Origin of the sequence: Velocimicrobium porci (genome assembly GCF_009696045.1) — a bacterium.
Lineage (GTDB): Bacteria > Bacillota > Clostridia > Lachnospirales > Lachnospiraceae > Velocimicrobium > Velocimicrobium porci.
Map to the genome: position 1 here is coordinate 63,246 of NZ_VUMT01000006.1, position 19,262 is coordinate 82,507.

At 34.7% G+C, this 19,262-nt stretch carries 12 protein-coding genes; 9 read left to right on the forward strand and 3 right to left on the reverse strand.

Features of this window, described 5'->3' with window-relative positions; all coding sequences use genetic code 11:
- Nucleotides 1-72 precede the first annotated feature (72 nt).
- Nucleotides 73-1,770 carry a Na/Pi cotransporter family protein gene (locus FYJ58_RS05540; RefSeq protein WP_154518474.1) on the forward strand — a complete coding sequence of 566 codons (1,698 nt, stop codon included), beginning with the start codon at nt 73-75 and terminating at the stop codon, nt 1,768-1,770.
- A gap of 78 nt (nt 1,771-1,848) precedes the next feature.
- Here the strand turns inward: FYJ58_RS05540 and rpsO are convergent, their stop codons facing one another.
- Nucleotides 1,849-2,115 carry a 30S ribosomal protein S15 gene (gene rpsO, locus FYJ58_RS05545; protein WP_154518477.1) on the reverse strand — a complete coding sequence of 89 codons (267 nt, stop codon included), beginning with the start codon at nt 2,113-2,115 and terminating at the stop codon, nt 1,849-1,851.
- Nucleotides 2,116-2,483: 368 nt separating this feature from the next.
- Between rpsO and FYJ58_RS05550 the strand changes: the two genes are divergently transcribed.
- The 7 genes from FYJ58_RS05550 (at nt 2,484) to FYJ58_RS05580 (ending at nt 14,401) form a co-directional block, all read left to right on the forward strand.
- A complete protein-coding gene (locus tag FYJ58_RS05550; RefSeq protein ID WP_154518480.1) occupies nt 2,484-4,580 on the forward strand; it encodes a polyribonucleotide nucleotidyltransferase in 2,097 nt (698 codons plus the stop codon).
- Nucleotides 4,581-4,680: 100 nt separating this feature from the next.
- A complete protein-coding gene (locus tag FYJ58_RS05555) occupies nt 4,681-6,048 on the forward strand; it encodes a sodium-dependent transporter (RefSeq protein ID WP_154518484.1) in 1,368 nt (455 codons plus the stop codon).
- A 71-nt stretch (nt 6,049-6,119) separates the two neighbouring features.
- A complete protein-coding gene (locus FYJ58_RS05560) occupies nt 6,120-6,836 on the forward strand; it encodes a ClpP family protease (protein WP_154518487.1) in 717 nt (238 codons plus the stop codon).
- Between the two features lie 166 nt (nt 6,837-7,002).
- Nucleotides 7,003-7,449: a precorrin-2 dehydrogenase/sirohydrochlorin ferrochelatase family protein gene (locus tag FYJ58_RS05565; protein ID WP_154518489.1), complete on the forward strand. Its 447-nt coding sequence runs from the start codon at nt 7,003-7,005 to the stop codon at nt 7,447-7,449.
- A 73-nt stretch (nt 7,450-7,522) separates the two neighbouring features.
- Nucleotides 7,523-8,416 (forward strand): undecaprenyl-diphosphate phosphatase, encoded by an 894-nt coding sequence (locus tag FYJ58_RS05570; protein WP_154518492.1) that lies wholly within the window; start codon nt 7,523-7,525, stop codon nt 8,414-8,416.
- Between the two features lie 22 nt (nt 8,417-8,438).
- Nucleotides 8,439-10,838, forward strand: coding sequence for a DNA translocase FtsK (locus tag FYJ58_RS05575; RefSeq protein ID WP_154518495.1), 2,400 nt, complete (start codon nt 8,439-8,441; stop codon nt 10,836-10,838).
- Between the two features lie 23 nt (nt 10,839-10,861).
- Nucleotides 10,862-14,401: an ATP-binding protein gene (locus FYJ58_RS05580; RefSeq protein WP_154518498.1), complete on the forward strand. Its 3,540-nt coding sequence runs from the start codon at nt 10,862-10,864 to the stop codon at nt 14,399-14,401.
- Between the two features lie 93 nt (nt 14,402-14,494).
- Here the strand turns inward: FYJ58_RS05580 and FYJ58_RS05585 are convergent, their stop codons facing one another.
- Entirely contained in the window at nt 14,495-15,355 is an 861-nt protein-coding gene (locus FYJ58_RS05585) for a DUF6612 family protein (protein WP_154518501.1), read from the reverse strand.
- A gap of 229 nt (nt 15,356-15,584) precedes the next feature.
- Between FYJ58_RS05585 and FYJ58_RS05590 the strand changes: the two genes are divergently transcribed.
- Nucleotides 15,585-17,858, forward strand: a complete 2,274-nt coding sequence (locus FYJ58_RS05590) for a hydratase (protein ID WP_154518504.1) — start codon at nt 15,585-15,587, stop codon at nt 17,856-17,858.
- A 70-nt stretch (nt 17,859-17,928) separates the two neighbouring features.
- Here FYJ58_RS05590 and FYJ58_RS05595 read toward each other — a convergent pair whose 3' ends face one another.
- On the reverse strand, nt 17,929-19,257 hold the full coding sequence (locus FYJ58_RS05595) for an AI-2E family transporter (protein ID WP_205839167.1): 1,329 nt from the start codon (nt 19,255-19,257) through the stop codon (nt 17,929-17,931).
- Between the last annotated feature and the right edge of the window lie 5 nt (nt 19,258-19,262).

Here is a 19,262-nt window from a genome sequence, read left to right on the forward strand (position 1 = left end):
TAACGAAAATTTTACTTTTATTTTACACAAAGTTGACTCTTTTATTTCAGAGTCAATAGTTAGGAGATTGTTATGGGAATGAACGTTATTCTAGGATTAGTCAGCGGATTAGGGCTATTTTTGTACGGAATGAAATTGATGGGAGATGGTCTTCAGAAGGTTGCTGGTGCAAAACTTAGAACTATTTTAGAGACCTTAACAAAAAATCGCTTTATCGGTATGTTGGTAGGACTTCTTTTTACTGCTGTTATTCAGTCATCAAGTGCAGCAACTGTATTAGTTGTCAGCTTCGTCGATGCGGGCCTAATGCGCCTTGGAGAAGCAGCTGGTGTAATTATGGGAGCCAATATTGGTACGACAATGACTGGTCAGTTGATTGCATTCAATTTGACAGCGATTGCGCCGTTATTTTTAATGACAGGTGTCATTATGGTTATGTTTGTTAAAAAACCATTTGTTAAAAAACTCGGAGAAGTTATTTTAGGATTTGGTATGTTGTTTGTTGGTATGAGTACAATGTCTTCCTCTTTATCCGAGGTTAAAAACTCTGCATTTGTTGTTGGTACGATGAGTTCATTGACAAGCCCTGTATTAGCTCTTTTAGTTGGAATGCTTGTGACGGCAGTGCTTCAAAGCTCCTCAGCAACAGTCGGAATTATTATTTTGTTAGCTTCTCAGGGGTTATTAGAATTACCAATTTGCTTTTATTTGATTTTAGGATGTAATATTGGTGCCTGTGTTTCTGCCGGACTTGCCAGTCTTAGCGGAAAGAAGATGGCAAAGAGAGCGGCATTGATTCATTTGTTATTTAATATTATCGGAACGTTTCTTTTTGTAATTATTTTGGCATTTGCAAAAGACGGTGTTTACCATTTGATTCATAGTCTTACAGCTGGAATTGCTGATCCTGGCACACGTATTGCAAGAGATGTTGCAAATACCCATACTTTATTTAAAGTTGCACAGGTAATTATGCTTTTACCATTTTCTGATTGGATTATTAAGCTTACTTACTTCTTTGTTCCCGGTCATGACGAGCAGCCGGCAACCCGTCATTTGGAATATATAGGAGAGCATCTTGTGTATTCGCCAACAGCCGCGATTCCACAGGCAATATGTGAGTTACAGCGTATGGGGAGAATTGCAATTGGAAATTTAAAAGATTCTGTAGAAGCGTTATTGACGAAAAATGAAGAAATATTAGAAAAAGTTTATGAAACAGAGGGAACGATTGATTACATGAATACAGAGATTGTAAATTATTTGCTAAAAGTAAATCAACTGTCGCTTCCGGTAGCCGATCGAAAGTTAATGGGAAGCTTATTTCATGTTGTCAGTGATATAGAACGAATTGGTGACCATGCACAAAATATTGCAGATTATACAAGAACGATGATTGGAGAGAAACTTCATTTTACAGAAGATGCAAAAGAAGAATTTATAAGAATGTTTCGTGTAACAGTCCGGTTATTAGATGATTCTATGGAAATGTTCTCAAAACGAAATGAAGAGTATTTGCAGGAAATTTTGTCTTTAGAAGAAGAAGTAGATGAATTAGAGCATAAGCTTCAAAGGCATCATGTTCGAAGAATGACAGAAGGAGTCTGTAACCCTTATGCAGGTACGATTTTCTCCGATTTATGTTCTAATTTAGAGCGTGTGGCAGATCATGGTACTAATATCGCTTTTTCAATTTTAGAAACCGATCCGGAGGAAGAAAGAAAAAGTGAGGAAGAAATGCATATTATTGAAACGATTGCAAAGGAATAGATAAAAAGAAAGCGTTGTTATAAAATATAACAACGCTTTTTGTTTGTGTGTTTGATGTTTGGAATTGTGTTGAAATTATTATTTTCTTAATCCTAATCTTTCGATTAAGTTACGGTAACCTTCAAGGTCAGTTTTCTTTAAATAACCAAGTAAATTTCTTCTTTGACCAACCATTTTAAGAAGACCTCTTCTGGAGTGGTGGTCTTTTTTGTTTACTTTTAAGTGCTCTGTTAATTCATTAATTCTAGCTGTTAAAAGAGCTACCTGAACTTCTGGTGAACCTGTATCGTTTGCAGTTCTACCGTATTCTTTAATAATTTCTTGTTTCTTTTCTTTACTAATCATTTGGTAAATCCTCCTATTTTTTTAAACACCATATGCTAAGCGGAAGGTCGGAGTCGTCCAACTGCTGAGCATTGGCTAATTTTATTAACTAAAATATCATAGCATATTTTTGAAACTTTTGCAAATGATTTTTTTACAATTTTTTTGTGATTTTTTAGAAACAAAAGATTTATCGCACGTATGTCTATAAAAAATAGTAGAAATGTAAATATAAAAGTGTTATAATGAAGAAGTTAATGCGGTGGAGATGTTACCCGAGACTTCTGAAGAGGTCATTTTTACGACATTTTTATAAAATGATTTGTTCAGTTGTTTCGGCATCTCTCCCATAAAATAATTTTAAATTACATTTATAAGGAGAATAGCATATGTATAAAAGTTTTACAATGGAACTTGCAGGCAGAACACTTACAGTGGATGTGGGAAGAGTTGCGGCCCAGGCAAATGGTGCGGCATTTATGCACTATGGTGATACGACAGTATTATCCACAGCAACGGCTTCGGACAAGCCAAGAGAGGGAATTGATTTTTTCCCATTAAGTGTAGAATATGAAGAAAAGTTATATGCAGTTGGAAAAATTCCGGGTGGTTTCAATCGTAGAGAGGGAAAGGCATCTGAAAATGCAATTTTAACTTCTCGTGTTATTGACCGTCCTATGCGTCCATTATTTCCAAAAGACTATAGAAATGATGTAACTTTAAATAATATGGTAATGAGTGTAGATCCGGAATGTAGTCCTGAGTTAACTGCAATGCTTGGCTCTGCAATTGCGACTGCAATTTCTGATATTCCATTTGATGGACCTTGTGCAACTACCCAAGTTGGTTTAATTAATGGAGAATTTGTAATTAATCCGAATGCTGCACAAAATCAGATATCTGATTTAAAGTTGACGGTTGCTTCTACAAGAGAAAAGGTTATTATGATTGAAGCCGGTGCAAATGAAGTACCAGAAGACAAGATGGTTGAAGCAATCTATAAAGCTCATGAAGTAAATCAGGAAGTTATCGCTTTTATTGACAAAATCGTTGCAGAAGTAGGAAAAGAAAAACATACTTATGAAAGTTGTGCGGTTCCTGAGGAATTATTAGCTGCAATGAAAGAAATTGTAACTCCAGATCAGATGGAGGCGGCAGTATTTACAGATGAAAAACAGCAGAGAGAAGAAAATATTCGTCAGATTAAAGAAAAATTAGAAGAAGAATTTGCAGAAAATGAAGAATGGATTGGATTAATTGACGAAGCAGTATACCAATATCAAAAGAAAACAGTTCGTAAGATGATTTTAAAAGATCATAAACGTCCGGATGGTCGTGCGATTACACAGATTCGTCCATTAGCTGCAGAGATTGATATTATTCCTAGAGTTCATGGCTCTGCTATGTTTACAAGAGGACAGACTCAGATTTGTACAGTAACAACATTGGCTCCATTATCTGATGCACAGAGATTAGATGGTTTAGATGAAAATGAAACATCAAAGCGTTATATGCATCATTATAATTTCCCATCCTACTCAGTAGGTGAAACAAAGCCTTCCAGAGGACCGGGACGCCGTGAAATTGGACATGGAGCATTGGCAGAGCGTGCGTTGGTACCGGTACTTCCAAGTGAAGAAGAATTTCCATATGCAATTCGTACGGTATCTGAAACATTCGAATCCAATGGTTCTACTTCTCAAGCTTCCATTTGTGCATCTACGATGTCATTAATGGCAGCAGGTGTACCAATTAAGAAGCAGGTAGCAGGTATTTCCTGTGGTTTGGTAACCGGAGATAGTGATGATGATTATATCGTACTGACCGACATTCAGGGATTAGAAGATTTCTTTGGAGATATGGATTTTAAAGTTGCAGGTACACATGATGGAATTACTGCAATTCAGATGGATATTAAAATTCATGGTTTAACAAGAGAAATCGTGGAAGAGGCAATTAGAAGAACAAAAGAAGCAAGAGAGTATATTTTAAATGATATTATGACTCCTGCAATTGCAGAGCCTAGAAAAGAAGTAGGCGTTTATGCTCCAAAGATTGCACAAATCCAGATTGACCCTTCAAAGATTGGAGATGTTGTTGGTCAGAGAGGTAAAACAATCAATGCGATTATTGAGCAGACGGGCGTTAAAATTGATATTTCCGAAGAAGGATCTGTATCGGTATGTGGAACAGAACGTGAGATGATTGACGAAGCTGTTCGTTTAATAAAGATTATCACAACAGACTTTGAAGAAGGACAGATTTTTGAAGGTAAGGTTGTGAGCATAAAAGAATTTGGTGCATTTGTTGAATTTGCTCCTGGAAAAGAAGGTATGGTTCATATCTCTAAGATTTCAAATGAGCGGATTAACCATGTCGAAGATGTACTTACACTTGGAGATAAAGTAAAGGTCGTATGCCTTGGAAAAGATAAAATGGGAAGAATCAGTTTCTCTATGAAAGATGTGAAAGAGCAGACAAAATAGAGAATCTGGTAAAGAGTAATTGAAAGCTGAAAAATGATAAATTGTTTTGTGTCATTTTTCAGCTTTTTTAATAAGAGGTTGTGCTAGAGAGGAGAGTCAAATGGAACGGGAAACATTTAAATCAAGACTGGGCTTTTTACTTTTATCCGCAGGTTGTGCAATAGGAATTGGAAATGTATGGAGATTCCCTTATGTTGTAGGAGAATATGGTGGCGGTGCTTTTGTTCTGTTTTATATTTTTTTCTTAATCATTGTAGGTGTTCCGGTTTTGTCGATGGAATTCGCAATTGGTCGTGCAAGTAAAAAAAGTACAGTAAAAGCATATTATGTCCTAGAAAAGCCGGGTCAAAAATGGCATATTCATGGTTACATAGCAATGATAGGAAACTATGTTTTAATGATGTTTTATACAACAGTATCCGGCTGGATGCTTCACTATTTTTATAGTTTTATGACTGGAAAGATGGAAGGACTTTCAACGACCGAAGTGACAGGGGCATTTAATGATATGTTATCAAAACCAAAAACTATGACGTTTTGGATGCTTCTTGTAGTTATTATCGGTTTTACTATATGTTCTTTCGGACTTCAAAAAGGTGTCGAACGCGTTACAAAAGGAATGATGATTGCACTATTAGGTATTATGATTGTATTGGCAGTTCATAGTTTTTCTTTAAACGGTGGCTTAGAAGGACTTAAATTTTATCTGTATCCTGACTTTGAACGTATGAAACAGGTAGGGATTGGAAGAACAATTGTAGCTGCTATGAATCAGGCATTTTTTACACTTAGTCTTGGTATTGGAGCTATGGCGATATTTGGAAGCTATTTGGATAAGTCCAGAAGCTTATTAGGTGAATCATTTCATATTGCATGTTTAGATACATTTGTTGCTTTTGTATCCGGATTAATTATATTTCCAGCGTGCTTCGCTTATGGTGTTAATCCGGATAGCGGACCAAGTTTAATCTTTATTACACTTCCAAATGTGTTTAATGCAATGGCCGGAGGAAAAATCTGGGGAAGTTTATTTTTCTTATTTATGTCATTTGCTGCGTTTTCAACAATTATTGCGGTTTTTGAAAATATTTTAGCCTGCTTTATGGATATTTGGCCAATGAACCGAAAAAAAGCGGCGGTTATCAATTTGTTTTTTGTTGGGATTGCATCAATGCCATGTATATTAGGATATAATTTGTGGAGTGGATTTACACCGCTTGGAGCAAATACAGCAGTGCTCGATTTAGAAGATTTTATTGTAAGTAATTTATTACTTCCAATGGGTTCTGTTATCTATCTATTATTTTGTGTGTCTAAAGTTGGATGGGGATTTTCAAACTATCAGAAAGAGGCGAATGAAGGAAAAGGAATCACAGTTCCAAATTGGATAAGAGGATATGTTACTTATATTTTGCCATTTATAATTTTATTTTTATTTATACAGGGACTTTTGGGAGTTTTTCACTAAAATTTTGAAAAACAGAATAGAAATCAGCCAGAACGCACATCCTTTTTTCATAGAAGAAAGGATGTGTTTTTATGAACGAAGAAAATATCAATAAAATTAATGTAAAACAAGAAAAAGAAGTGTTAGAAAAAGAAAAACTTCAAGATGAAAAGGTATCAGAATATGGTGAAGCGATTTTAGGAGGGACAGGTGAAAAAAAAATACATTTATTATCTGTGATTGGAGAAATTGAAGGGCATGAGTGTCTTTCGGATAAGACAAAGACTACGAAATATGAGCATGTGTTGCCGAAATTGGCGGCAATTGAATATGATAAGGAAATGGAAGGAATTCTTGTTATTATCAATACCGTAGGCGGTGATGTAGAGGCCGGACTTGCGATTGCTGAAATGATAGCCTCTTTGAGCAAACCGACGGTATCTCTTGTACTTGGTGGGAGCCATTCCATCGGAGTACCAATTGCAACTTCGACAGACTATTCTTTCATTGTACCGACAGGAACAATGGTAATTCACCCGGTTCGAATGAGTGGTACGGTAATAGGAGCACCACAGACTTATGATTATTTTAGACAGATGCAGGATAGAATTATTGGCTTTATTGCAAATCACTGTAAAGCGACAAAAGAGCGTTTAGAAGAGTTAATGTTAAATACGGGAATGTTGACGAAGGATTTAGGAACGATTCTTGTAGGGGAGCAAACAATAAAAGAGGGAATTATTGATGAGGTTGGAGGCATCAAAGAAGCAATGAACAAACTATATCAGATGATTGATGAGAAAAAATAAGAAGTGATGTATTAAAGGAATGGAAAACGCAAGTGTGAAATCCTACACAACATGGAATGAGATTTCATTCTTGCGTTATAGTATTCATGATATTTTACATAGAAGAATCCGTAAAGAAGTGGTATGATAGGAGGAGAGGAAAACAAAGAAAAAGGAAGGAAAGATTATGGGATATTTTCCAATGTTTATTGATATGACGGGGAAAAAAGTACTTGTGATAGGGGGAGGAACGATTGCAACAAGGAGAATTCGGACACTTTTGGAATTTAAATGTGATATAACAGTTATTTCTTTGGGATTAACAGCTGAATTAAAAGAGTTATCAGATCAAAGTAAGATTAGATGGAAGAAAAGAGAATATTCATATGGAGAAATTGAATCTGAATTTTTAGTGATAGGTGCTACCGATAACCGAGAGGTTAACCATTTGGTGTACTTGGAAGCAAAAAAGAAAGGATGTCTTGTAAATATTATTGACTGCAAGGAGGAATGTGATTTTTATTTTCCGGCAGTTATTATTCGAGATGATATCGTAATCGGGGTCACGGCAAGTGGAACGAATCACAAAGCGGTGAAGGAAACGGCAGCATGGATTCGGGAAAACTTGCATTGAAAGGAAAGAAAAGGTATAATTCATAAAGAATATTATAATTTGGTAAAATGAAAACGATAGGAGGATATGGTAAATGAAACTTTGGGAAGCCATTGTGATGGGGATTGTCCAGGGATTGGCTGAGTTTTTGCCAATTAGCAGTTCAGGACATCTTGCTCTTTTTAAAAATATTTTAGGAATTGATTTGGAAGCTGCAGGAGGGCTTCTTTTTGATGTTATGCTTCATTTTGGAACTTTAGTTGCAATATTTGTTGTGTTTTGGAAGGATATTAAGAAACTAATCATAGAGGGGTTTTCAATTATTGGTGATTTTTTTATTAACGTAGGTCGTTTCTTTTCCAATAGGATTGGACAGGCTGGAAAGAATGAGCCAAAAGAATACAAAAAGGTTATAGATGGGGCATATCGTAAATTTGTGATGATGGTTATTGTATCTACAATTCCAACAGGTATTATTGGGGTTTTGCTGGATAATTTCATAGAAAAAGCAAGTGAAAGTGTAATAATTCCAGGAGTAGGTTTAATTATTACAGCAATTTTACTGACAATTGCAGATCATGCCGAATTGGGAAAAAAACGCCCAAATCAGATTTCTTATACAGAGGCCGGAATCGTTGGCATTGCACAAGGAATTGCAACAATGCCGGGAATTTCCAGATCGGGAACAACAATAACAACCTGTTTAAAGCTTGGATTTGACAAAAATTTTGCTGTTAAATATTCATTTATTATGTCAATACCGGCCGTTTTGGGAGCTGTTGTATTAAAATTAAAAGACTTTGCATCAATTACGTTTGAAACCGCTACGATTGTAAATTATACAATTGGTACAATTGTTTCTGCAGTTGTAGGATACATTTGCATAAAAACAATGCTTGTTATTGTACGTGGCAAGAAATTTAAAGGATTTGCTTTTTATTGCTTTATTGTAGGTGCAATTGCAATTATTTGGAATTTTGTTGGTTAAAAAATAGAACAGGAGTGAGAGAATGACTACTACAAGAAATGGTTCAAAGAAAAGACGAAGAACCAATACAAAAAGAAAAAAGAATACAGCACAGCAGGTCATGAGCCCATATCGTGATGAGATTATCCTTGTTGTCACACTAGTAGTTTCCATCTTGCTTGTGTTAAGTACATTTCAGCTCGGCGGAGTATTTGGAAAAATTATTGGTAATTTATTATTTGGATTATTTGGCTTTATGGGGTACTTGTTTCCTTATCTATTGTTCTTGAGTATTGCGTTTGGCATGTCCAATAAAGGGAATCGGACTGCACAGATTAAGCTGATTAGCTGTACTATCTTTTACATAATATTGATGGGAATTTCTCATCTGCTAGTAAATGGTTATACAAAAGGAATTCATGTTTTTGAGTTTTATAAATCATCGATGATTGGAAAAAACGGAGGAGGTCTGATTGGAGGTCTGATTGGAAATGGACTTTGCTATTTATTCGGTTCGATTGGTGCCTATGCTATCTTAATTGGAATTAGTTTGATTTTAATTATGTTTATAACAGAACGGCTGTTATTTGCCGGATTAAATCAAAAAAGGAAACAAGTCAGAGAAAGAAGAAATGCCAGAGAGAAAAAAGAAATTCTTTATGAAAAAGAGGAAGAAACGATTCCTGATATGAAAAATAAGAGAAAAGCAAGAGTATTTACGTTCCAAAAGGAAAAGGAGGCCCCATTAAAAGAAGATTTAAATCTGGATAATTTGGAGATTGTACGTGAATCAACTGCCGAACCGGCTAATACAGTTCCTGCTTATCAGGAGGAATTAGAACAGAAGTTTAATAAGAAAGAAGAAACAACGGGTGAGGAGTTACAAAAAAAAGAAGATAGTGGGGAAGAGGTGAAAACGGAAATCTGTCGGGAAGAAAAAAATCTAAATTTAAAAAATGACTTACAGACAGAGAAAAATTTAAAACCATATGAATTCCCGCCACTTAATTTGCTTGCAAGACCAAAAGGAGGAAATAAGGGAATTCCGGATATTGAGTTAAAACAGACTGCTTCCAAGCTTAAAGCTACACTTGAAAGCTTTGGAGTTAAAGTTGAAATGAAAAATGTAAGTTGTGGTCCGGCGGTTACAAGGTATGAATTACAGCCGGCACAAGGGGTAAAGGTAAGCAAAATTACAAGTCTTGCTGATGATATTAAATTAAGTCTTGCAGCAGCGGATATTCGTATTGAGGCACCGATTCCGGGTAAATCAGCTGTAGGGATTGAGGTGCCAAATAAAGAAAATTCGGCGGTTATGCTTCGTACCTTGCTGGAGAGTGATGAATTTAAAAACTATCCATCCGATATTGCTTTTGCAGTAGGAAAGGATATTGGTGGGAAAACAGTGGTGACTGATATTGCTAAGATGCCCCATCTTTTAATTGCTGGTGCTACCGGGTCAGGTAAATCCGTCTGCATTAACACATTAATTATGAGTATTTTGTATAAAGCAAGTCCAGATGATGTAAAATTGATTATGGTTGACCCGAAAGTGGTTGAACTTAGTGTTTATAATGGAATTCCTCATTTACTGATTCCTGTTGTTACTGATCCTAAAAAGGCTTCAGGAGCGTTAAACTGGGCAGTTATGGAAATGACAGAACGATATAAAAAATTTGCTGATTTAGGCGTTCGTGATATGAAAGGCTATAATGCAAAAGTGGCTTCGATTGAGAACAATCAAGATGAAAAGTACCAGAAAATGCCACAGATTGTTATTATAGTCGATGAGCTTGCAGATTTAATGATGGTTGCACCGGGAGAAGTGGAAGATGCGATTTGTCGTCTTGCACAGATGGCAAGAGCAGCAGGAATTCATTTAATTATTGCAACCCAAAGACCTTCTGTTAACGTAATAACAGGATTAATTAAAGCGAATGTACCTTCAAGAATTGCGTTCTCTGTTTCTTCGGCAATCGATTCGAGAACGATTTTGGATGGTTCTGGTGCAGAAAAGTTATTAGGAAAAGGAGATATGTTATTTTTCCCTTCCGGTTATCCAAAACCAATTCGTGTGCAGGGGGCGTTTGTTTCAGATAAAGAAGTTAGTGCGGTTGTAGAATTTTTATCTTCTCAGTATGAGAATCCTGTTTATAACGAAGAGATTAATAATAAAATAACATCTACAACAACAGAGCAGTCGGCACAAGAGCCAAATGACAGAGATGAATATTTTGTAGAAGCCGGCAGATTTATTATTGAAAAGGATAAAGCATCAATCGGAATGCTTCAAAGGGTGTTTAAAATTGGTTTTAATCGTGCAGCCAGAATTATGGATCAATTATATGAAGCGGGAGTTGTTGGTCCAGAAGAAGGAACCAAACCAAGAAAAGTTGTTATGACGATGGAAGAGTTCGAAAACTATATAGAAGAATGTGTGTAGGTTAGTTACAAAAGGAGCAGGTTATGAGTCAGTTGACAGGAGAGCAATTAATTCAAATATTTTATCGCTATTTTTTGCTTGAGAGGGATGTGCAAAAGGCCTCTTCTTATTTGGAATCACAAGTTCAGTGGATTCAGAATGCGAGACCGGAAGTTGTTTGCGGAGTAGTTTCAGCGAAAAAACTAATGAGCCGGATATTAGAAGAGCATAGTGGACAATATAGCTATGATATTGTTATAGAAAAAAAGCGTCAGATAACAAAAGAGTGTTTTATTGTGACAGCACGAATGAAGGTTTATTATGAAAACTTACATAAATCTTTGTATATTACTGCGAATTGCAAATGTACAAATCAAAATTCACAGATATTATCACTTCATGAAACGCTATTTGAACAAGTAAATATTGATGCTGCAAGAATGGTTGACTTATTAAGATATCATTTGGTGAGTGGTATTATGATGGGATATCTTGAAGAAGGATTTCCAATATGTTTTGTAAATGATTATGTGTTGAACCATCTTAAATATAGTTATGAGGAATTTATGCGAGAAACAGATGGAAAGCTTCTAAATATTGTTCATAGAGAAGATATTGTCCGCATAAACAATTTAATTTGTTCAGCATCAGAAAAAGAGTATTATGAAATACAATTTCGCATAAAAAAGAGAGACGGAAGTTATGTCTGGGTAAATAATTATGGTAAAAAGATAACGATGGAAACAGGGAGAGAACTCTCTGTTGGCATTATTCGAGATATTACAAAAGAAAAAAAGGTAGAAGAGGAACTTAAAATAAAAGAAGAGCAGTTTCGGATTGCTTTACTAGAGTCAAACAATATTGTATTTGAGTATGATTTAAAGAATAAATCCATTTTTATAACGGAGGAAATTGCCGAACGATTTGGAATTGGCACGGTGCAGGAAAACGTTCCGTATTGTATTTTTAACATGGATATTGTAGAAGAAGATTCATTAAAGGAATATATTCGGATTCATGAACAAATGTTAAATGGTGCGAAACGTGCAAGTGGAACGATAAAAATGAAAGACAAAAGTAAAGAAGTAAGAGTTTATGAATTAACTCTTTTTGCAGTTCCAAATGGTACAGCTTTGGCAGAAAAAGCAATTGGTGTATACAAAGATATTACAGCAAAAAAGGAAAAGGAAGAGCGAATAAAAGAGCTTGAACGCAGAAAGAGAAAGTACGATTTCTTATTTGATTCCATGCTATGTGGAATTGTTCAGTATACCGTTACGAAAGACCGGAAAATTCACTTCAAGAATGCAAATCCGGAAGCAATTCGAATTTATGGATATACTCAGGAAGAGTTTTGGAAAAAGCAAGACTGGATGATCGATGAAATAATAGTAGAAGAGGATAAAGAGGCTTTAAAAGAGATTTTTTATGCAATGAAACAGGTTGGAGATAAAAGATATCTGGAGTGCCGTATTTTGAGTAAAAATGGAAGGCATTGCTGGGTAATTGGTAACTTTGAACTGATTCGTGATGTAGATGATGAGATTGTAACACAAAGTGCATTTTTGGATATTAATGATAAAAAAATTGTTGAGTTAGAAAATCAAAGACTTTCACAACAAAATGCAATGAAAAGAGAACTAATTCGTATGGCATTAGAAACTACTTCAATTTGTGACTTTTCTTATTATCCACAGGAGCGAAGGGCATTAGTTCCAAAACGGACTTGTGAAACTTATCATTATAGTTCCTGCTTTGACAATATGCCATATAGTTTTGCGAATGAATTTCTTGTGCCAGAGGATATCAGTGTTTATTGTGAGATGTTTGAAAAAATCCATGAAGGACAGCGATATGCCTCCGCAGTTGTAAAAGATAAAGTAAACCAAAAGTGGTTGAGAATTACAATATCCACCGTTACTTATGACAAGCGAAAACGTCCACTAAATGTAGTTGGAATCATTGAGAACATTACGAAACAAAAAGAAGCGGAAATGGCAAATATGGATTTGCAGATTCTTTATGATTTTACTGTAAATCAAGAATATGATAGTATTTGTCTAATGAATTTTGAAACAGGAATGTATCAATGCCATTTTTCAGATGGAATTAACAAAAAGACGATGCCACTTTATGGAAGAATTGAAAACTGTTTAGTTTGTTTTATAAACCTTTTTGTTGAAGCGAATGAAGAGAATGAATTCAAGAAAGCTAATATTGAAGAGATTAAAGCCCGTTTATTAGAAGGAGAGGAAAAAGTCCGTTATTATTTTTGTTCTCCAAAAGAAGATGGTCATAGGCATAAAGAAATTAGTTTTTGCTTTTTTAATGGTGAAAAAAACCGTATTTTTATAAGTGTTCGGGATATTCAGGATGTTGTTATAAAAGAAAATAATAATCGGCAAGTATTAGAAGAAGCATTTGAGGCAGCGAATAAGGCGAATATGGCAAAGAGTGAATTTTTATCTAGAATGAGCCATGATATTAGAACACCGATGAATGCAATTATTGGAATGACATCTTTGGCAAAGTTACATTTGGACGATAAGGAGAGAGTAAGTGACTATTTATCGAAAATTACGCTTTCGAGTAATCACTTGTTGTGTTTAATCAATGAAGTACTGGATATGAGTAAGATTGAAAGTGGGAAATTGGAACTTTCTGAGGATAGCTTTTATCTTTCGGAGCTAATTGAAAATGTAGTTACAATACAGCTTCCGACGATTGATGAAAAAGGACAGCGATTAATTTTGCAGGCGAGTGACATTATTCATAGCCAAGTGTGCGGCGATGCAGTCCGATTACAGCAAGTATTGCTGAATTTACTTTCTAATGCGGTAAAATACACATTGGAAAATGGTAAAATATGGTTCACTGTGGAAGAGCTTAAGGTTAATAATAAAAATTTCGGGTTATATCGGTTTACAATCCGAGATTCTGGAATTGGAATGTCAGAAGAATTTTTAGAGCATATTTTTGAGCCATTTTCTCGTGCAGAAGATTCCAGAACAAGTAAAATCAGTGGGACCGGTTTGGGAATGACAATTACAAAAAATATTGTTCATTCCATGGGCGGGACAATCACTGTTAAAAGTGAACTGGATATAGGTTCTTGCTTTATAGTAGAATTATTTTTGAAACTTCCTGAGGCAAAAGAGATTGAAATGGAACGGAAACCGAAAATCGAAAAGAAAGCAAAGGGGTATTATGGAATTAGAATATTATTAGTTGAGGATAATGAATTAAACTCAGAAATTGCCAGTGAGATAATTGGAATGCTTGGAATTGAAGTTGAAAAAGCGGAAAATGGAAAAGAGGCAATTGAAAAATATATGAGAAATCCAGACGGCTATTATAATATGATTTTTATGGATATTCAAATGCCGATTATGAATGGTTACGAAACTACGAAACAAATTCGGGCATCTGGCAAAGAAGACGCTAAAAATATTCCAATTATAGCAATGACAGCAAATGCTTTTATGGAAGATATTAAATGCTCTAAGGAGTGTGGTATGAATGAACATGTCGCAAAACCAATTGATATAGAGGAACTCGAACGTGTAATTCAAAGATGGATTTAAAGCACATATATTAAGAACAGCACTGGTGTTTGACAAGTTTTTCACCAGTGCTGTTTTATAAAATATTTATTTCATTATTAATGATTAACAAAATTATTGTTTTTCAATCTCAGATAAATCCTGTGCATTTTTTGCAGCTGCTGGAATTGTAAAGCTTTTGGCTTTATTGTAGTTTTTAAAAGTAAAAGATATAGTATATTTTGATACACTGGAAATTCCGGAATCTTTCATATTTTTAGCAACGCTTTCAAGATATTCACCCATATCGATTGAATATTTTAATGGTAGCATTGTTTTTTGGTCAATCCACACTTTAATTGTTACCTTACTGTCAGTATCATAAACGGATGAATCCATACTAGGATCGATACTTTTTAATACTTCTTCCAGATTTGCCTGGTCTATAACAGTTTTAATCATTTTACCACTGATAGAACCTTTTAATGTATACACTTTTTTATCGTTAACTTTTTCTTTTGTGCTTGTAACTTTGAAGTTTTTATAAGCGCTATTAGTTAAAGAAGCAATCGCAGAAGCGTCTACGCCTGCCTTGCTGCCTGCTTCTTCAGCAGATACAGTTTGTTTATACCATGTATCTCCAAGTAAAATATAAGTTGTAATATTTTCACCGTCTTGAACCATGTAAGTTGTAAGTCCTATTTTTCCCATAAGACCTGTGTCAATATCCATTTTAATTTTAGATTTTAATGGATTAACGAAGTTTACCATACTACATTTTGCTGCCATGTTTAAAGTCTGATTGCTTGCTTTCATTTTAAGGTTTAAATTCATGGTACCTTCATAATTTTTTACTTTTTGAGTTGCAGCAGCTGATTTTGTTAAGATTTGTTTTGCAGTTAATGTTTTAGCAGAGGCTGTATTTGGAACGAATACGAAAGTAAGAGCCATAACTAAAATCATTAAACTTGAGATAATACGTTTTGTTTGTTTCATTTGAATCTCTCCTTTTATGTTATTTTTGACCATATTATAACACTTGTTAGAAAAAATAAATAGACTATAAAAAAAATTTAATAAAAAAATAAGAATTCAAAAAGGAGTTCGGAAGAAAATAAGAAATCGAAAGAATTTGCAATCTACTTAAAGATTCATTATAATAAATAGAATGAACGAAATAAAATACGTTTATTTTACTTATATTATACTCGAGGAGGATGTATAAATGATTCAATTATACAAAAAAGGAGCTTATTTAATCAATGGAACAGAATTGATTGAAGAAAATGAAGAAACGCCTGCAAAGCTTAGAAATCATTTTATCGAGCCAATTGATAAAAATGAAGTAAAAAAGGGAACGATGGCTTATGGTATATTAAGTGCCCATAATATGTCTGACAGCATGGAACAGTTAAAAATAAAATTTGACAAATTAACTTCCCATGACATTACATTCGTCGGAATTATTCAGACGGCAAGAGCTTCTGGTCTGGAGGAATTTCCAGTTCCATATGTTTTGACAAATTGTCACAATAGTTTATGTGCAGTTGGCGGAACCATTAATGAAGATGATCATATGTTTGGACTGTCTTGTGCAAAACGGTATGGCGGTATGTATGTTCCACCTCATCAGGCCGTAATTCATCAGTTTGCCAGAGAAATGCTTGCAAGTGGAGGAAGCATGATTTTAGGCTCAGATAGCCACACCCGTTATGGAGCATTGGGGACGATGGCAATCGGTGAAGGGGGACCAGAGCTTGTAAAACAGCTGTTAAGTAAAACTTATGATATTTCTATGCCTGAGGTAGTAGGTGTATATCTGACAGGTAAACCACAGAAGGGAGTGGGACCACAAGACATTGCACTTGCAATTATTGGGGCAGTTTTTAAAAACGGATATGTTAATAATAAAGTGATGGAATTTATCGGTGATGGAATTGCAAACTTGAGTGTTGATTATCGAATTGGAATTGATGTTATGACAACAGAAACAACTTGCTTATCTTCAATCTGGATAACAGATGATAAGGTAAAAGAGTTTTATGAGATACATAAAAGACCAGAAGCTTATAAGCAATTGAATCCTCAAAATATAGCTTACTATGATGGGCTTGTTTATGTGGATTTATCCGAAATCAAACCGATGATTGCAATGCCATTTCATCCAAGTAACGTTTATACAATTGATGAATTAAATGCTAATCTGATGGATATTTTGGACGAGATAGAAAAGAAAGCACTTGTAAGTTTAGATAATAATACGGTTTCTTATACATTAAAAGATAAAGTAAGAAATGGAAAATTATATGTTGAGCAAGGTGTAATTGCCGGTTGTGCAGGAGGTGGTTTTGAAAATATTTGTGATGCAGCCGATATTTTGAAAGGTCATTATATTGGAGCGGATGAATTTTCCCTTAGTGTATATCCGGCAAGCCAGCCGATTTATATGGAACTAATTAAAAATGGAAGGGCAGCAGATATTTTGGAAACAGGTGCTACAATTCGTACAGCATTTTGTGGACCATGTTTTGGTGCAGGAGATGTACCTGCAAATAAGGGGTTGAGCATACGTCATTCTACGAGAAATTTCCCAAATCGAGAAGGGTCAAAGATTACGAATGGACAAATTGCTTCGGTTGCCTTGATGGATGCCCGTTCGATTGCGGCGACAGCGGCAAATAGGGGATACCTGACATCAGCAATGGAGTTTGATACAGTATATACAAAGCCACATTATTATTTTGATAGTACAATTTATGAGAATCGTGTATATAATGGAGTTGGAAAACCGGATAAAACAAAAGAATTAAAATTTGGTCCGGGAATTGTTGACTGGCCGGCTATGATTCCATTAGCGGATGATATTTTATTAAAAGTAGTTTCAGTTATCCATGATCCTGTTACGACAACAGATGAACTAATACCATCAGGGGAAACTTCTTCTTATCGTTCCAATCCATTGGGACTTGCAGAGTTTACATTATCAAGAAAAGATCCTTCTTATGTCGGAAAGGCAAAAGAAGTACGTGTGTTGGAAGACTCTCGAAGAAATGGAAAAGAGAATCAGGAATTAAAACATATTTTTGAAATTATTACAAAAGAATTTCCTGATGTTGTAGAAAAAGATACGGAAATTGGAAGCACAATTTACGCTGTAAAGCCTGGAGATGGTTCTGCGAGGGAGCAGGCGGCAAGTTGTCAGAGAGTATTAGGAGGATTGGCAAATATTGCCTCTGAATATGCAACAAAGCGGTATCGCTCTAATTTAATTAATTGGGGTATGCTTCCATTTTTACTGGAGGGAGAAGAACCATTTACAAATGGTGATTATATCTTTATCAAAGATATAAAGAAAGCTATTTTGGAAAAATCCGATTCCATAAAAGCTTATGTTATTAGAAATGATTTAGAAGAATTTTCATTGAAATTGGGCAAATTGACAGATGATGAACGAAAGATTATTATAGATGGATGTCTGATTAATTATAATAGGAAATAAAAAGGATAAAAAAGTGCTGCCACAAAATGAATTTTTATATTCGTATTTTGTGACAGCATTTTTTCTATGTTTACTTACTTTTATCTTTTTCGTTTGTTTCGTTTTTTTCCTCAGTACATAAAATAGGAGAGTCTAGTTTCTTATAGATGACCTGGTCTTCTTTTCGGATAATTCGTTCGATTGTTTTATAGTCTTCCGATGTATATAATAATTCTCGTTTTGACAGGCAGTGACTGATGAATTTTTTAATAATATAATAAATAACAGCAAATGTAGGAACTCCGATAATCATACCAACAATTCCAAACAGACCACCGCCTAGTAAGATAGAAAAGATAACCCAAAAAGCAGAAAGTCCGGTTGAATCACCCAGTATCGCAGGTCCTATAATATTTCCATCAATTTGTTGAAGAATTAAAATAAAAATAACAAAATAGACACAGTGGATTGGACTTACAAATAAAATAAGCAATGCACTTGGGATTGCTCCAATATAAGGACCAAAAAATGGAATGATGTTTGTTACACCTACGATTACACTTACAAGTAAAGGATAAGGCATTTTAAAAATAGTTAGTCCAAAAAAGCATAAAATACCTATAATAGTAGAATCAATAATTTTTCCATTGATGAAGCCACTAAAAATATGATTACTTTGTCTAAGCGTATCAATAATTGTATTTGCAGTGCGTTCTTTAAAAATGGCATACATAATCATTTTTCCCTGAGCAGCAAATCTATCTTTTTCACTTAATACATAAATTGAAACAATAATTCCAATAATTAGATTTTTTAATACATTTACAACACCAATTACTCCGGTTGCAAAAAAACCAATCCATGTATTTAGTTTTTCAATTAAATCGGTCTGAATCCAGTTTTCCATGTATTCAGTACCTTTCATAATGCCCTGTTGAATATAAGGACCCAATTCCTTATTAGAGGATACTAGATTTGTTGTCCATTCTGTAAATTGTTCGATTTGACCCGGAAGCGCTTTTACAATTCCTGTTATGCTCACCATTAATTCCGGAAGAATAAAGCTTCCTAAAATATAAAGGCAAAGAATACCAATAATTAAAGCAACAAAGATACAGATATATCTCGTGACAATCGTAGCACGTTTTGTATGTTTCATTTTTTTCTTTAAAATCGGAAGTAATTTTTCTTCAAAAAACATCATAATTGGATTTAAGAGATAAGCAATTACAAAACCATATATGATTGGCTGCAATATACTTGTAATTTTCTCAAACAGATTGGAAATTTCATCAATCCGGAACAGTAAAAAGAAAAATGTAACACTGGCTGCAATTACTAAAAAAGCAGCGATTCCCATATATAGATAGGGTTTAATTCCCTCTTTTGTAGAAGAAGGCTGGTTGGGTTTGAGAGTCATAATTG

Excerpts from the sequence above, each read along its gene's own strand:
- FYJ58_RS05565 (WP_154518489.1), top strand. The coding sequence starts at position 7,003 with ATGGGATATTTTCCAATGTTTATTGATATGACGGGGAAAAAAGTACTT.
- FYJ58_RS05560 (WP_154518487.1), top strand. The coding sequence starts at position 6,120 with ATGAACGAAGAAAATATCAATAAAATTAATGTAAAACAAGAAAAAGAA.
- FYJ58_RS05550 (WP_154518480.1), top strand. The coding sequence starts at position 2,484 with ATGTATAAAAGTTTTACAATGGAACTTGCAGGCAGAACACTTACAGTG.
- FYJ58_RS05595 (WP_205839167.1), bottom strand. The coding sequence starts at position 19,257 with ATGACTCTCAAACCCAACCAGCCTTCTTCTACAAAAGAGGGAATTAAA.
- FYJ58_RS05575 (WP_154518495.1), top strand. The coding sequence starts at position 8,439 with ATGACTACTACAAGAAATGGTTCAAAGAAAAGACGAAGAACCAATACA.
- rpsO (WP_154518477.1), bottom strand. The coding sequence starts at position 2,115 with ATGATTAGTAAAGAAAAGAAACAAGAAATTATTAAAGAATACGGTAGA.
- FYJ58_RS05580 (WP_154518498.1), top strand. The coding sequence starts at position 10,862 with ATGAGTCAGTTGACAGGAGAGCAATTAATTCAAATATTTTATCGCTAT.
- FYJ58_RS05555 (WP_154518484.1), top strand. The coding sequence starts at position 4,681 with ATGGAACGGGAAACATTTAAATCAAGACTGGGCTTTTTACTTTTATCC.
- FYJ58_RS05540 (WP_154518474.1), top strand. The coding sequence starts at position 73 with ATGGGAATGAACGTTATTCTAGGATTAGTCAGCGGATTAGGGCTATTT.
- FYJ58_RS05570 (WP_154518492.1), top strand. The coding sequence starts at position 7,523 with ATGAAACTTTGGGAAGCCATTGTGATGGGGATTGTCCAGGGATTGGCT.
- FYJ58_RS05585 (WP_154518501.1), bottom strand. The coding sequence starts at position 15,355 with ATGAAACAAACAAAACGTATTATCTCAAGTTTAATGATTTTAGTTATG.
- FYJ58_RS05590 (WP_154518504.1), top strand. The coding sequence starts at position 15,585 with ATGATTCAATTATACAAAAAAGGAGCTTATTTAATCAATGGAACAGAA.